At 71.4% G+C, this 14,132-nt stretch carries 11 protein-coding genes; 4 read left to right on the top strand and 7 right to left on the bottom strand.

The genetic code is table 11. The features are described 5' to 3' along the window. Positions 1–111: 111 nt before the first annotated feature. Complete coding sequence (locus ACIRQ7_RS28695) at positions 112–621, bottom strand: GNAT family N-acetyltransferase (RefSeq protein WP_404265530.1); 510 nt, start codon at positions 619–621, stop codon at positions 112–114. Positions 622–918: 297 nt separating this feature from the next. On the opposite strand from ACIRQ7_RS28695, the gene ACIRQ7_RS28690 reads away from it, so the two are divergent. Next, a complete protein-coding gene (locus ACIRQ7_RS28690; protein ID WP_404265529.1) occupies positions 919–2,136 on the top strand; it encodes a GDSL-type esterase/lipase family protein in 1,218 nt (405 codons plus the stop codon). A 57-nt stretch (positions 2,137–2,193) separates the two neighbouring features. Here ACIRQ7_RS28690 and ACIRQ7_RS28685 read toward each other — a convergent pair whose 3' ends face one another. The 6 genes from ACIRQ7_RS28685 to iolC all read right to left on the bottom strand — a co-directional run bounded on the left by ACIRQ7_RS28685 (position 2,194) and on the right by iolC (position 10,126). Beyond that, positions 2,194–3,321: a hypothetical protein gene (locus ACIRQ7_RS28685; RefSeq protein ID WP_404265528.1), complete on the bottom strand. Its 1,128-nt coding sequence runs from the start codon at positions 3,319–3,321 to the stop codon at positions 2,194–2,196. A gap of 192 nt (positions 3,322–3,513) precedes the next feature. Further along, positions 3,514–5,007 carry a CoA-acylating methylmalonate-semialdehyde dehydrogenase gene (locus ACIRQ7_RS28680; RefSeq protein WP_401470046.1) on the bottom strand — a complete coding sequence of 498 codons (1,494 nt, stop codon included), beginning with the start codon at positions 5,005–5,007 and terminating at the stop codon, positions 3,514–3,516. Between the two features lie 55 nt (positions 5,008–5,062). After that, positions 5,063–6,949 carry a 3D-(3,5/4)-trihydroxycyclohexane-1,2-dione acylhydrolase (decyclizing) gene (iolD, locus tag ACIRQ7_RS28675; protein WP_404265527.1) on the bottom strand — a complete coding sequence of 629 codons (1,887 nt, stop codon included), beginning with the start codon at positions 6,947–6,949 and terminating at the stop codon, positions 5,063–5,065. After that, entirely contained in the window at positions 6,946–7,845 is a 900-nt protein-coding gene (iolB, locus tag ACIRQ7_RS28670; protein ID WP_404265526.1) for a 5-deoxy-glucuronate isomerase, read from the bottom strand. The genes iolD and iolB overlap by 4 nt, the downstream gene beginning before the upstream one ends. Before the next feature lie 206 nt (positions 7,846–8,051). Next, complete coding sequence (locus tag ACIRQ7_RS28665) at positions 8,052–8,939, bottom strand: deoxyribose-phosphate aldolase (protein WP_401470037.1); 888 nt, start codon at positions 8,937–8,939, stop codon at positions 8,052–8,054. Between the two features lie 194 nt (positions 8,940–9,133). After that, entirely contained in the window at positions 9,134–10,126 is a 993-nt protein-coding gene (iolC, locus tag ACIRQ7_RS28660; protein WP_401470034.1) for a 5-dehydro-2-deoxygluconokinase, read from the bottom strand. 798 nt (positions 10,127–10,924) lie between these two features. Between iolC and ACIRQ7_RS28655 the strand changes: the two genes are divergently transcribed. The 3 genes from ACIRQ7_RS28655 (at position 10,925) to ACIRQ7_RS28645 (ending at position 14,131) form a co-directional block, all read left to right on the top strand. After that, positions 10,925–11,845, top strand: a complete 921-nt coding sequence (locus ACIRQ7_RS28655) for a sugar phosphate isomerase/epimerase family protein (RefSeq protein WP_404265525.1) — start codon at positions 10,925–10,927, stop codon at positions 11,843–11,845. Positions 11,846–12,039: 194 nt separating this feature from the next. Continuing rightward, on the top strand, positions 12,040–13,059 hold the full coding sequence (locus ACIRQ7_RS28650) for a Gfo/Idh/MocA family protein (RefSeq protein ID WP_404265524.1): 1,020 nt from the start codon (positions 12,040–12,042) through the stop codon (positions 13,057–13,059). 211 nt (positions 13,060–13,270) lie between these two features. Continuing rightward, positions 13,271–14,131: a sugar phosphate isomerase/epimerase family protein gene (locus tag ACIRQ7_RS28645; RefSeq protein WP_404265523.1), complete on the top strand. Its 861-nt coding sequence runs from the start codon at positions 13,271–13,273 to the stop codon at positions 14,129–14,131. Position 14,132 lies beyond the last annotated feature (1 nt).

The following is a 14,132-nucleotide window of genomic DNA, read 5'->3' as shown; positions in this document are numbered from 1 at the left end:
GCCGTCCCCCGGGCGGAATCGCCCCGCCTCCCGGTGGAGTAGGGTCCGCGCGGCCCGTACCGCGTCCGCGGTACGGGCCGCGCGGCCGGCCGGGCCGCTACCGGAGGCCGGTCACCGTCCCGGCGGCGCCGGCGTACGGAACGTGGCCTGCTCCCCGTCGCTGCCCCGGCACTCCAGCCCGGCCTTCTCCAGCACCCGGCCCGACGCCGGGTTCGACACGTCCACTCGCGCGCAGACCGTGTGCACACCGGGCGCGGTGCGGGCGAACTCCACGAGGGCCCGCGCCGCCTCGGTGGCGTAGCCGCGGCCGCGCCGGGACGGCACCACGCCGTAGCCGATCTCCAGGCAGCCGTCGGCCGGCGGCCAGAACAGGCCGACCGCGCCGACCACCAGGCCGCTCGCCCGCTCGATGATCTGCCGCTGGCCGAACTCGCCCCGCGCGTGGGGCGTCCCGGCGACGAATCCGGCGATGACACGGTCACCCTCGGCGGGGAAGTCCGCCGCCCAGTGCGCGGGCCGCAGGTCGGCGAGGACGGCGGCGGTCTCGGTGTCGGACCACGGCCGCAGCACGAGACGGTCGGTCGTCAGGTCCGCGCCTGTCAGGGAAAAGCAGGAAAACACTCGACACTCCTGGTCGTTCGGGACGACCGGGCCGCGGGTCGGATCAGGCGGCCCGGACACGGGCATGCTGAGGAATCGCCTGGCGGGCCATATTCATCAACCTCCCTTGCCACGGGGCCGATCACGCGCGCTGATCCCGAACGGGCCGGCGGCGGATGACCAAGAGTGGAGCGGCGCGTCGCTCGCGCGCCGGCGCAGCGTATCAACCGGCGAGCGCGGCGTCCCCCGGCCCGTCGCCCGGGGCGGGCCGGGCGAAAACCGGATGCGGATCAGGAATCCGGTTGACAGTCTGAGGCCATGGCTTCTCAGCACGATCCCGCCCCCGGCCCGTCCGCCCCGGCAACGGACTGGATCACCACGCCCGTCGCCGCGGGCCTCCTGCGCGGCGCCCTCGACCTGGAGCACACCGAGCAGGGCGTGCTGCCGCACCGGCTGCCGGCCCGTGCCCGCGCACAGTGCACCGACGGCCAGCTGGCCATGGCCGAGGCCCAGCCCTCCGGCGTGCGGCTGGTGTTCCGGACCCGGGCGACCGCCATCGAGCTGGACACGCTCCGCACCAAGATGGCCTACCGGGGCGCCCCGCCCCGCCCGGACGGCGTATACGACCTGCTCGTCGACGGCCGCCTGGCCGGGCAGGCCGACGCGAACGGCGGCAACGTCCTGACGGTCGACATGACCACCGGGTCCGCGGAGACCCGGCCCGGCCCGGTCGGCACCGTACGGTTCGCCGGCCTGCCCGACCGGGTGAAGGACGTCGAGATCTGGCTGCCCTACAACGAGAAGACCGAGCTGGTCGCCCTGCGCACCGACGCCCCCGTCGAGCCGGCGCCCGCCGGGGACCGCAGGGTGTGGCTGCACCACGGCAGTTCGATCAGCCACGGCTCCAACGCCGCGACCCCCACCACCACCTGGCCGGCGCTGGCCGCCGCCCGCGGCGGCGTGGAGCTGATCAACCTCGGCCTGAGCGGCAGCGCCCTGCTCGACCCGTTCACCGCCCGCGCCCTGCGGGACACCCCCGCCGACCTGATCAGCGTCAAGATCGGCATCAACCTGGTCAACCTCGACCTGATGCGGCTGCGCGCCTTCGCCCCGGCCGTGCACGGCTTCCTCGACACCATCCGCGACGGACACCCCACCCTCCCGCTGCTGGTGGTCTCGCCCGTCCTGTGCCCCATCCACGAGGACACCCCCGGCCCGGGCGCCCCGGACTTCAGCAACATCGGCGAGGGACAGCTCCGGTTCCGGGCCATGGGCGACCCCGCGGAACGGGCCGCCGGGAAACTGACGCTCTCCGTCATCCGCGACGAACTCGACCGCATCGTGAAGCAGCGGGCCGCCGACGACCCGAACCTGCACTACCTCGACGGCCGCGAGCTCTACGGAGAGGCCGACTTCGCCGAACTGCCGCTGCCCGACCAGCTCCACCCGGACGCCGCGACCCACCTGCGCATCGGCGAACGCTTCGCCGAGCGGGCCTTCGCCGCCGGCGGCCCGTTCGCCACCCAGCGCGCCTGAGACAGACGGCCAGGGCCCGACCGGCGCCGGTCGGGCGGGCCCGGCCGACAGGGCTGCCTAATACTGCGGCGGGCCGAAACCCCCCTGCGGGGGCGGTGGATTGCCCGGCGGCGGAGGCATCGGCGAACCGTGCGGGGGCATCGGCGGGCCCGGCTGCTGCCAGCCGGCCGGGGGCGGACCCTGCGGGCCGGGCGGCGCGAAACCGGGGGCGGTGTACGTCGGCAGCTGCGCGGGCGGCTGCCAGCCCGGGGCGACCGGCTCGCCGCGGCCCATCAGGAACAGCAGCGCCACCGAACCGAACACCCCCAGGAAGACCTCGATATGGCCGAGGATCACCAAGCCCGGCATCGGCTCGGGGAAGTCGAACAGCACCCCGGCGTTGATCATGGCGATCAGCTGGATCAGGGAGTACGGCAGCAGAAGCATCGCCAGACCCATGGCGAGCCCACGGGCCGCGCTGCTGCGTGTCAGGCCGCACAGCGCCGCCACCGCGCACAGCACGAACAGCACCACCGAGAACGCGCCCTGGGTGACGTCCAGCAGGGAACCGAGCCCGCGGTCCAGGCCGGCGTACAAGAACCCCAGGTTGCTGAGTTCGCCCTGGACGAGCACATAGAGATTCCACGCCGCGAAGGCCAGCGCCAGCGCGCCGAGGATCACCCCGGCCACCGCACCGCCGGACCGGGTCGGCCGCATCGGCGGCTCACTGGGCCGGGCCCGCGGCCAGGAACGGTTCCCGCACAGCAGGACGAGGCCGGCGAGGAAGGCCAGCGGGACCAGCACCAGGGTGCTGAAGAACACGTCCCTGAACGTCGGCGCGTCCACCTCCACGGGGATGCGGAAGAAATGCGTCATATCGGTGGTGCTGCCGGTGCCCACCATGGCCTGCAGGACGGTGACGAAGGTGAACGTCGTCGCGACGGCCAGCAGACCGCCCGCCACCCTCTTCCCCGCGAAGGCCGTCCAGCACGCCGCCAACTGGACGACGGCGAGGCCGATATGGAACGGGTTGGTGACCTGGTTGCGGCCGAAGGGTTTCTCCCCGAACCAACTGCCGAGGAGGTCCGCGGGACCGAACTCGGACAGGTCGACGACCAGCCAGTAGACGACGTAGAAGAAGAAGAGCAGACAGCACACCCCGCCGGTGATCCGCGCGCCCTTGGCCAGCGCCATACTTCGTGGCATTTCGTCCCCCGCCTGTGTCGTGACATCCGCAATGAAGCACCGTAGCAACGGTTTTCGGTCACGGTCAGCCCCGCAGCCGCCGTACGGATCCCCCGGAGCTCCGCCCTGCCCCCAACGCCCGAACCCCCCGCCGGCGGACGTCGGCAGGGGGTTCGGCAGAGGCGGCGGGAGAGCGTCAGACGCCCCGGCAGCTCAGTGGTTGCTGGGGAAGCCCAGGTTGATGCCGCCGTCGGACGGGTCGGGCCAGCGGGTCGTGACGACCTTGCCGCGGGTGTAGAAGTGCACGCCGTCGTTGCCGTAGATGTGGTGGTCGCCGAAGAGCGAGTCTTTCCAGCCACCGAAGGAGTGGTAGCCCACAGGCACCGGGATCGGGACGTTCACGCCGACCATGCCCGCCTCGACCTCCAGCTGGAAGCGGCGGGCCGCGCCGCCGTCCCGGGTGAAGATCGCGGTGCCGTTGCCCCACGGCGACGCGTTCATCAGGGCGATGGCCTCGTCGTAGGTCTCGACGCGGACGACGGACAGCACCGGGCCGAAGATCTCGTCACGGTAGGCGTCCATCTCGGGCGTGACGTTGTCCAGGAGCGAGACGCCGATCCAGTGGCCGTCCTCGTAGCCCTCGACGGTGAAGCCCGTGCCGTCGATGACGACATCGGCGCCCTGGGCCGCCGCGCCCTCGACGTAGGAGGCGACCTTGTCGCGGTGCACCTTCGTGATCAGCGGACCCATCTCGGACGCCGGGTCGTCGCCGGGGCCGATGCGCAGCTTGTCGGCGCGCTGCTTGATCTTGCCGATCAGCGGGTCCGCGCTGTCACCGACGGCGACGACGACGGAGATCGCCATGCAGCGCTCACCGGCCGAACCGTACGCGGCGTTGATCGCGGCGTCCGCGGCCAGCTCCAGGTCGGCGTCCGGCAGCACCAGCATGTGGTTCTTCGCGCCGCCCAGCGCCTGCACCCGCTTGCCGTTGGCCGTACCGGTGGTGTGGATGTAACGGGCGATGGGGGTGGAGCCCACGAAGGAGACAGCGGCGATGTCCGGGTGCTCCAGGATGGCATCGACGGCGACCTTGTCACCGTTGACGATGTTCAGGACACCGTCGGGCAGGCCCGCCTCGGAGGCGAGCTCGGCGAGCTTGAACGCGGCGGACGGCACCTTCTCGCTGGGCTTGAGGACGAAGGTGTTTCCGCAGGCGACGGCCAGCGGGAACATCCACATCGGCACCATCGCGGGGAAGTTGAACGGCGTGATGCCGGCCACGACACCCAGGGACTGGCGGATCGAGGAGACATCCACCCGCGTCGACACCTGGGTGGACAGCTCACCCTTGAGCTTCTCGGCGATACCGCAGGCCAGCTCGACGATCTCCAGACCGCGGGCGACCTCGCCGAGCGCGTCGGAATGCACCTTGCCGTGCTCGGCAGTGATCAGCGCGGCGATCTCGTCGCGGTGCGCGTCGATCAGCTCGCGGTACTTGAACAGCACCGAGCTGCGCGCGGCCAGGGAGCTGACGCCCCAGGTACGGAACGCCTCCTTGGCGGCGCCGACCGCGGCGTCGACCTCCTCGACGGAGGCGAACGCGACCTGCTTCTCCTGGGCACCGGTGGCCGGGTTGAACACCGGGCCGAAGTTGCCGGAGACGCCCTCGACGGGCTTACCGCCGATCCAGTGGCTGAGGGTCTTCATGCGAGGGGGCCTTTCTGGGTGACGACTACGAGCGGGTGACGACTGCGGTCCGGGGTCAGAGGTGGCGGCGGCGGCCTGCGGCATGCCGGTCGTACGTCTCACGGGCGGCGACCGCCGCCGGCCGCGTCGCGGTCTCGGCAACAGGTACATCCCACCAGGCCTGGGCGTCCGGCGCGCCCGGCACAGTGTCAGCCGTTTCGGTCTCGACATAGACACATGTGGGGCGGTTCGTGCCGCGCGCCTCGGTGAGCGCGGCCCGCAGCTCACCGACCGTGGCCGCGCGGAGGACGTGCATGCCGAGCGAGGCGGCGTTGGCGGCGAGGTCGACGGGCAGCGGTTCGCCCGTATACGTACCGTCCTTGGCGCGGAAGCGGTAGTCCGTGCCGAAGCGCTCACCGCCCGTCTGCTGGGAGAGGCCTCCGATGGAGGCATAGCCGTGATTCTGGAGGAGGACGAGGTTGATGTTGATGCCCTCCTGGACCGCGGTGACGATCTCCGTGGGGTTCATCAGATACGTACCGTCGCCGACGAGCGCCCACACCGGCCGGTCGGGAGCGGCGAGCCGGACACCGATCGCGGCGGGCAGCTCATAGCCCATGCAGGAGTAGCCGTATTCGAGGTGATACTGCCTGCGGGACCGGGCGCGCCAGAGTTTGTGCAGGTCACCGGGGAGGGAACCGGCGGCGTTGATGATCACGTCGGTGTCGTCGACGACGGAATCCAGGGCGCCGAGGACCTGTGTCTGCGAGGGCCGGGCCCCCTCGTCGCCAGCGGCGTATGCGGCGTCGACGCGGGCCTCCCACTCGGCCTTCGCCACGCCATAAGCCTGCTCGTAGGCCGCGTCGACCCGGTGTCCGGCGAGCGCGGCGGTGAGCGCTTCGAGTCCGCTGCGGGCGTCGGCGACGAGGGAGGCCGCACCCAGCTTGTGGGAATCGAAGGCGGCGATGTTGAGGTTGACGAAGCGCACGTCCGGGGCGGCGAAGAGAGTGGCGGACGCGGTGGTGAAGTCGGTGTAGCGGGTGCCGACGCCGATGATCAGGTCGGCCTCCCGGGCCAGCGCGTCGGCGGTGGCGGTGCCGGTGTGGCCGATGCCGCCGACGTCGGCGCGGTGGTCGTGGCGCAGGGCGCCCTTGCCCGCCTGGGTGGAGGCGACGGGGATACCGGTCATGTCGGCGAAGGCGCGCAGCGCGTCCTCGGCCTCGCTGTGGTGGACGCCGCCGCCGGCGACGAGCAGCGGGCGGCGGGCCGTGCGGACGGCGCGCACCGCTTCGGCGAGGGCGTCGGTGTCCGGGGCGGGGCGGGGCACCCGCCAGACGCGGTCGGCGAAGAACTCCTGGGGCCAGTCGTAGGCCTCGGCCTGGACATCCTGCGGCAGGGCGAGGGTGACGGCGCCGGTGTCGACGGGATCGGCGAGCACCCGCATCGCCTGGAGGGCAGCCGGGATCAGCGCCTCGGGGCGGCCGACGCGGTCGAAGTAGCGGGACACCGGGCGCAGCGCGTCATTGACCGACACATCGCCGGCATACGGGACTTCGAGCTGCTGGAGCACCGGATCGGCGGGGCGGGTGGCGAAGGTGTCGCCGGGCAGCAGCAGGACCGGCAGGCGGTTGACGGTGGCGAGGGCGGCACCGGTGACGAGGTTGGTGGCGCCGGGGCCGATGGAGGTGGTGACGGCGTGTGCGGAGAGGCGGTCGGACTGGCGGGCGTACCCGACGGCGGCGTGCACCATGGCCTGTTCGTTGCGGCCCTGGAGGTAGGGAAGGGCGCCGCCGGACTCCAGCAGGGCCTGCCCGATACCGGCGACGTTGCCGTGGCCGAAGATGCCCCAGCAGGCGTTGACCAGCCGGTGCCGGCGGCCGTCCCGCTCGGTGTACTGGTGGGCGAGGAACTCCACCAGGGCCTGCGCGACCGTAAGGCGCCGGGTGGGGTGCGAGTGGGTCATCGGGCGTCTCCTGCGGGCGCTGCGTAGAGGGGGAGGCGGGCGTCGACGGGCTGGTCGGGCCAGGTGTCGCGGATCCAGCCGTGGTCGGGGTGGTCGCAGATCAGCCATTCGCGTTTCTCGCCGGGGCCGGCCATGACGTTGAGGTAGTACATGGCGTGCCCGGGGGCGGCGATGGACGGGCCGTGCCAGCCGTCCGGGATGAGGACGGCGTCGCCGCCGCGGACCTCGGCGAGGACGTCCGTGCCGTGGCCGTGTCCGGACGGGGTGACGCGCTGGTAGCCGACGCCTTCGGTGCCGTGGGCGGGCTCGATCTCGAAGTAGTAGATCTCCTCCAGCTCCGACTCCTGGCCGGGGCGGCACTCGTCGTGCTTGTGCGGAGGGTAGGACGACCAGTTGCCGCCGGGGGTGAGCACCTCCACCGCGATGAGTTTGTCGCACGCGAAGACGCCCGCGGCGCCGAAGTTGTTGACCTGGCGGGAGCAGTTGCCGGTGCCGCGCAGCTCGACGGGGACGCCGCTCGCCGGGCCGTAACGGGCGGGCAGCCTGCGCTCACAGCGGGCGCCGGTGAGCGCGAAGCGGCCGCCGGCGCCGCTGGAGATCTGCACATGGGCGTCGCGCGGCACGTACGCGAAGTCCGTGACCCCGCTGAACACGCTCTCCCGGCCGGTCAGTTCGAACGCCTCGCCGTCCGCACCGTCGGTCCTGACCGCGCAGCCCCCGCTCAGGGGCAGCACGATCCATTCGCTGTCGCCGGTGGCGAAGGAGTGGTGACCGCCGGGCGGCAGGTCCAGGACGCGCAACGAGGAGTATCCCCAGCCGGCCCGCTCCGGGGCGATGTCGAGGGCGTACGGGCCTGCGGCGGCGTCCCCGGCCCTGACATGGAAATCAGCGTTCATGACTGCAAGTCTCCTACTCACCACTGACAGTTCGGCGGTTCGGCGGTTCGGCGATTCGGCCGGCGGGGCGGCGGGGCGGGTTACGGGGGGGGCGGGTCAGTTACGGGGGGCCGGGTCGGTTGCGGGGGGGCGGGTCGGTTGCGGACGTCCGGGTCGGTTACGGGGAGGGCGGGTCGGTTGCGGACGTCCGGAAGCGACCGGTCAGATCAGAGAAGGCCTACTGCGGTGTCCACGGCGGCCGCGACATCGCCGTCGGCCGGATAGAGGAGCGAGCGGCCCACCACCAGCCCCTGCACGGTCGGCAGCCGCAGCGCCTTGCGCCACTTCTCGTACGCCGCTTCCTGATCCTGGACCGTCCGGCCGATGTCGCCGCCCAGCAGCACGGTCGGCAGCGTGGACGTCTCGCAGACCCGGGCCATCGCGTCGGCGTCTTCGGTCACCGGCAGTTTCAGCCAGGTGTAGGCGGAGGTGCCGCCGAGGCCGGAGGCGATGGCCACGGAACGGGTGACGGCGTCGGGACTGAGGTCGTTACGGACCTTGCCCTCGACCCGGCGGGAGAGGAACGGCTCGACGAAGGTGGGCAGTTCCAGCCCCGCCATCGCGTCGATGGCGCGGGCGGTGGCCTCCAGGGTGGTCAGCGAGCCGGGGTCGTCGTAGTCGATGCGCAGCAGGAGCTTGCCGGCGTCGAAGCGGAGCCGGGCGATGTCCTGCGGGCGGTGGCCGGTGAAACGGTCATCCATCTCGAACGAGGCACCGGCGATGCCGCCACGGTTCATCGAGCCCATCACCACCTTGCCGTCGAGAGCACCGAGCAGCAGCAGGTCCTCCAGGATGTCGGCAGTCGCCAGCACGCCGTCCACACCGGGCCGCGACAACGCCAGAACCAGGCGTTCGAGCAGGTCGAGGCGGTTGGCCATGGCGAGCTGCCGGTCACCGACGGCGAGCGCCCCGCGCGCGGGGTGGTCGGCGGCGACGATCATCAGCCGGCCGCTGTCGCCGATGAGCGGCCGCCGGACGCGGCGGGCGGCGGCCTCGGCGACGGCTTCGGGATGCCGTGCCCGCAGCGTCGAGAGGTCACTGATCCGAGTGGTCAAGGTGTCACTCACCTTCTTGTGTGCCGGGCCGGGCGGCAGGCGTTCGGACGGCCGGGCAGCGGACTTACGGGCTTTCGGGCCTACGGGCCGGGGGGAGGCGGCCGGGCAACTGGCTTCGGGGCTGCCGGGCCGGCTTCGGGACTTCCGGGTCGGCGGTACCGAGGCCTCGGGGCCGCGGAGGCGGACCGGCCACCTCATCGGCCGGCGAGGAACGCGTCGACCTCGTCGGTGGTCGGCATCGCGGAGGAACAGGCGAGCCGGGAGGCGACGATGGCGCCGGCGGCGTTGGCGTAACGCATCATCGGCTCCAGTTCCCAGCCGTTGAGCAGGCCGTGGCAGAGCGCACCGCCGAAGGAGTCGCCGGCGCCCAGGCCGTTCACGACCTCGACGGGGGTGGGCGGGACCTCGGCGGTGCGGCCGTCGCGGTGCACGGCGAGCACGCCCTTGGGGCCCTGCTTGATGACGGCGAGTTCGACGCCCTTGTCCAGCAACGCCTGGGCGCAGGCCTTCGGTTCACGCAGCCCGGTGGCGACCTCGGCCTCGTCGAGGTTGCCCACGGCGACGGTGGCGTGCCGCAGGGCCGCTTCGTAGAAGGGGCGCGCGGTGGTCATCGCGGCGTCACCGGACGCACCGCCGTCCCCGGAGGCACCGCCCTCACCACCCCAGAACATCGGCCGCCAGTCCAGGTCGAAGACCGTCGGGCCGGCCTTGGCACGGGCCTCCAGCGCGGCGAGGGTGGCACTTCGGCTGGGCTCCTCGCACAGCCCGGTGCCGGTGATCCAGAAGATACGGGCGGAGCGAATGGCGTCCCGGTCCAGCTCTTCGGGGCGGATGACCAGGTCGGGGGCCTTGGGGCGGCGGTAGAAGTAGAGCGGGAAGTCGTCCGGGGGGAAGATCTCGCAGAAGGTGACCGGCGTCGGGTAGGCGTCCACCGGGCTCACCCAGCGGTCGTCGACGCCGAAGTCGCGCAGCGCCTGGTGGATGTAGTCGCCGAAGGGGTCGCTCCCGGTGCGGCTGATGACGGCGGAACGGCGACCGAGCCGGGCGGCGGCGACCGCGACATTGGTGGCGGAGCCGCCGAGGAACTTCCCGAAGGTCTCCACCTGAGCCAGCGGCACGCCGGTCTGCAGCGGGTAGATGTCCACTCCGATGCGGCCCATCGTGATCAGGTCGTACGGCTGGGTCATGTGGCCCCTTCGGTTCGGCCGGCGCGGCGGGTGCGGCAGGTACGGCGGGTACGGCGGGTACGGCAACTGCGGCGAGTAGAGCGTGTACAGCGGGTACGGAGCGTGCAGCCATGCGTCGCTGGGCACAGGTCTAACCGGACAGGTCAGACCCTGTCAACAGTTTGTCCTTACATTCTGACGTCGGACGGTCTCGGGAGGGGTGAGGCGGGGCCGGGGGGGGAGGCGGAGCCTGAGGTCGGGGCGGAGTTGGGGGTCAGGGCGGAGTTGGGGGTCGGGGTGGGGCCGGGGGCCAGGGCGGAGTCGGAGGTCGGGGCGGAGTTGGGGGTCGGGGTGGGGCCGGGGGCCCGAGGGTGAGGGGCTCAGAAAAAGGGGCGAGCCGGATCTCGCCACCCATCAACACCCGGCACCTTCCGGCGCCTTCCGGCACCTTCCAGCACCTTCCGGCACCATCCAGCAGCACCCGACAGCCCCCAGCACCACCTCGCCGCACCAATCAACCCCAGGCGCACGCCCCGGTCGCCCTCGACCAACCCAGCCCGAACCCGGCCCCGAACGACCCCGAATCCGGCCTCGAATCCCACCTCAGGCTCACGTCCGACCCTCCCCCCAACCCCCCGACTCCACCCCACCGGACACCCGAAAGGCGGCACCGCTCGGCCTACCCATGGGTTACAAAGTCCTTAAGTCCTTATGTCAGGACGAAGTCTTGACACTCCTCGGGGCTGCAGAGAGGCTGTGCCCCACAACCCACCACAGCGCCTCCCGGTCACCGCCGACCGGCGAGAGGAGAGCCGCAGCATGTCCGCACCCCGTGCCGTTGCGCCCGTTCTGGACCGGATTCGCGTCGGTTCCGCACCCGACTCCTGGGGGGTCTGGTTCCCCGACGACGAACAACAAGTCCCCTGGCAGCGCTTCCTCGACGAGGTCTCCGAGGCCGCGTACGAGTGGATCGAGCTGGGCCCGTACGGCTACCTCCCCACCGACCCCGCCGTCCTCCGCGACGAGCTGGCACCCCGCAGCCTGAAGGTTTCGGCCGGCACGATCTTCACCTCGATGCACCAGGGCCCCGCCGTATGGGACAAGACCTGGGCGCACGTCTCCGAAGTCGCCACGCTCACCAAGGCGATGGGCGCGAAGCACCTCGTCGTCATCCCCTCCTTCTGGCGGGACGACAAGACCGCCGAGGAGATCGAGCCGCGCGAGCTGACCGTCGAGCAGTGGAAGCACCTCACCACCGGGATGGAGCGGCTCGGCAAGCAGGTCCGCGACACCTTCGGCCTCGACATCGTCGTGCACCCGCATGCCGACACCCACATCGACACCGAGGAGCACGTCGAGCGCTTCCTCGACGGCACCGACTCCGACCTGGTCAACCTCTGCCTGGACACCGGCCATTACGCCTACTGCGGCGGCGACAACGTCAAGCTCATCCGCACCTACGGCGAGCGGATCGGCTACCTCCACCTCAAGCAGGTCGACCCGGACATCCTGGCCGACGTCGTCGCCAAGGGCACGCCCTTCGGGCCCGCGGTCAAGCAGGGCGTGATGTGCGAGCCGCCGCTCGGTCTGCCCGCACTGCCGCCCGTCCTGGAGGCGGCCCAGAAGCTGAACGTCGACCTTTTCGCCATCGTCGAGCAGGACATGTACCCGTGCCCGCCCGACCAGCCGTTCCCCATCGCTCAGCGCACCCGCCGCTTCCTCAGCTCCTGCGGCGCGTGAGCCACCCACGGTCCGCGTTGAGCCACCCCTGGGCCCTGACCCCTCCTCGCCCTCCGCACCTCCCCCACGCTTCCCTCGCCTGCCTCTCGACGCCTCCTCCACACCCCGGCAACGATTACAGAGAGTAATCGGTTCCAGAGTACAGCACACTCTCCGTAGCGGAACTCCCTTACAAGGAAGGGCCTGAGGACCACATGACTTCGCAGGACACACTCGGCGTGGCCGTTATCGGCACCGGCCGGATGGGCGCCGACCACGTGCGCCGGATCAACGACGTGATCAGCGGCGCCCGGGTCGCAGCGGTCGTCGACATCGACGCGGACCGGGTCAAGCACCTCGCCGACGGCATCGAGGGCTGTACCCCGTACACCGACCCGGCCGCCGCCATGGACGACCCCGCGGTCGACGCCGTACTCATCGCCTCACCGGGGCCGGCCCACGAAGCGACGCTGCTCGACGCCTTCGCGCGCGATCTGCCGGTGCTCTGCGAGAAGCCTCTGACCCCGGACCCGGCCTCCGCGTTGCGCGTCCTGGAGGCGGAGCAGAAGCTCGGCCACCGCCGCGTCCAGGTCGGTTTCATGCGCCGCTACGACGCCGACTACCTCGCGCTCAAGTCCCTGCTGCAGCGGGGCGCGTACGGCCGTCCGCTGATGCTGCACAACAAGCACCGCAACGCCGACACCCCGCCCGGATTCACCAACGCGATGATGATCCACGACTCGGTGGTGCACGAGATCGATGTGACCCGCTGGCTGCTGGACGAGGAGATCACCGCCGTCCGCGTGCTGCGTCCGGCAGCCACCGGCAACGCCCCCGAAGGTCTCAGCGACCCGCAGCTGATCCTCTTCGAGACCACCGCCGGCCAGGTGGTGGACACCGAACTCTTCGTCAACTGCGGCTTCGGCTACCAGGTCAGCTGCGAGGCGGTCTGCGAGGGCGGTACCGCCCGGATCGGCGACGACCGCGGCGTCTTCGTGAACACCGCGGGCCATTGGGGCGGCTCCATCACCCCCGGATTCGTCGAGCGGTTCGAGGAGGCCTACGACCGGCAGGTGCAGCGCTGGGTGGATGCCACCCGGCGCGGCGAGGTGGAGGGCCCCAGCTGCTGGGACGGCTACGCCGCCGCAGCGGTGTGCGAGGCCGGCGTCCTCGCACAGGCCTCCGGCGAGCGCGTCACCGTCGAGCTGATCGCACGCCCCGCGCTGTACGCCTGAATTGGCTGTACGCCGGAGGCAGCTGCACGCCTGAGGTGTACGCCGCGCGGTACGCCCACCTGCCCACATGCCCGCTGACCCATTGGCCCGCATACCCGCCTGCCGCTCAGCCGCGCCCCTCCCTCCCCTCCCCTCTCCCCTCGCTCCCTCCCCCCAAGTGCCGTTTCGACGAGGCCGCCCCCTCGTGACCCACCGAAAGGCCCTCCCGTACATGCGCATCGCTCTTGACCCCTACATGTTCCGTCATGTGCCCCTCCTCGAACTTCCCGCACTGGTCGCCGAGTTGGGGTACGAGTGGATCGAGCTGTCGCCGCGCGACGACGTCAACCCGTTCTTTCTGCACCCGCGGATCGACGACGGGACCGTCGCCGCCTTCCGCAAGGCGCTGTCCGCCGCCGGGGTCGGCGTGTCCTCCGTGCTGCCCCTCTACAAGTGGTCCTCGCCCGATGAGGAGGAGCGGCAGGCAGCCGTCCGTTACTGGAAGCGGGCGATACAGGTCACCGCTGACCTCGGCGTCGACACGATGAACTCGGAGTTCAACGGCCGCCCCGAGAAGGCAGACCGCAGCGAGGGCCAGTTCTGGCGGTCCCTGGAGGAGTTGCTGCCGCTCTTCGAACGGGAGGGCATCACCCTCGCCCTCGAACCGCACCCGGACGACTTCATCGAGGACGGCCATGCCGCCGTCGACCTGATCCGCGGTATCAACTCCCCGCTGGTCTCGTTCCTGTACTGCGCCCCGCACACCTTCCACCAGGGCAATGACGCGCCCGGCATCCTGCGGCACGCCGGTGCGCTGACCACCGCCGTGCACCTTGCCGACTCGTTCGACCACACCGGCTCCTCCGGCCTGCGCTACATCGTCAACCCTCCGGGTTCCGCCGTACGGGTCCACCAGCACCTGGACATCGGACAGGGCGAGGTGGACTTCGACGAGCTGTTCCGCGAGCTGGCCGCCAACGGCTTCGACGGCACCCTGGTCTCCTCCGTGTTCGCCTGGGAGGACCGTGCCAAGGACTCTTCACGCTTCATGCGCGAGACCATCGACACCTACGTCCAGGCGAACTGGAGCTGAC

Source organism: Streptomyces sp. NPDC101393 (assembly GCF_044767385.1).
GTDB lineage: Bacteria > Actinomycetota > Actinomycetes > Streptomycetales > Streptomycetaceae > Streptomyces.
Note: the sequence above shows the minus strand (reverse complement) of the source record. Positions and strands in the feature narration are given on the sequence as shown.

Bases quoted from the DNA above. Each gene is read 5' to 3' on its own strand.
- ACIRQ7_RS28690 (WP_404265529.1), top strand. From the start codon at position 919: ATGGCTTCTCAGCACGATCCCGCCCCCGGCCCGTCCGCCCCGGCAACG.
- iolD (WP_404265527.1), bottom strand. From the start codon at position 6,949: ATGACCCACTCGCACCCCACCCGGCGCCTTACGGTCGCGCAGGCCCTG.
- ACIRQ7_RS28645 (WP_404265523.1), top strand. From the start codon at position 13,271: ATGCGCATCGCTCTTGACCCCTACATGTTCCGTCATGTGCCCCTCCTC.
- ACIRQ7_RS28680 (WP_401470046.1), bottom strand. From the start codon at position 5,007: ATGAAGACCCTCAGCCACTGGATCGGCGGTAAGCCCGTCGAGGGCGTC.
- ACIRQ7_RS28685 (WP_404265528.1), bottom strand. From the start codon at position 3,321: ATGCCACGAAGTATGGCGCTGGCCAAGGGCGCGCGGATCACCGGCGGG.
- iolC (WP_401470034.1), bottom strand. From the start codon at position 10,126: ATGACCCAGCCGTACGACCTGATCACGATGGGCCGCATCGGAGTGGAC.
- ACIRQ7_RS28650 (WP_404265524.1), top strand. From the start codon at position 12,040: ATGACTTCGCAGGACACACTCGGCGTGGCCGTTATCGGCACCGGCCGG.
- iolB (WP_404265526.1), bottom strand. From the start codon at position 7,845: ATGAACGCTGATTTCCATGTCAGGGCCGGGGACGCCGCCGCAGGCCCG.
- ACIRQ7_RS28655 (WP_404265525.1), top strand. From the start codon at position 10,925: ATGTCCGCACCCCGTGCCGTTGCGCCCGTTCTGGACCGGATTCGCGTC.